The 267-nt window shown below is 40.1% G+C and carries 1 protein-coding gene; it reads left to right on the forward strand.

Annotated features, from left to right (window positions below):
• On the forward strand, window positions 1-267 hold a 267-nt coding region (locus AAEY88_RS13920), incomplete at both ends, for a hypothetical protein (RefSeq protein ID WP_350563332.1).

Raw genomic sequence — 267 nt, forward strand, 5'->3', positions numbered from 1 at the left:
GCCCGATGCGGCATTACAACCAGGTCGAAAGTATGCTCTCAGCTTTGTAAATGCAAAACCAATTGAGCTAAATACTAAAGGGCAGTTTAGGGATATAAATGGCTTATTAAGAACAAATGCAGGACCAAACGCTCCTGAGTTTAAAAAATGGCTCGAAAATGGGGGAACGGTTCGATACGATGAACTCACTGATACCATTATATATGGTAAGCCAAATATGGAAACATCCTCATTGGGCCAAGTCGATATTGAAATACCCTATATATC

The organism is Psychrobacter sp. CAL346-MNA-CIBAN-0220 (assembly GCF_040309805.1).
Lineage (GTDB): Bacteria > Pseudomonadota > Gammaproteobacteria > Pseudomonadales > Moraxellaceae > Psychrobacter.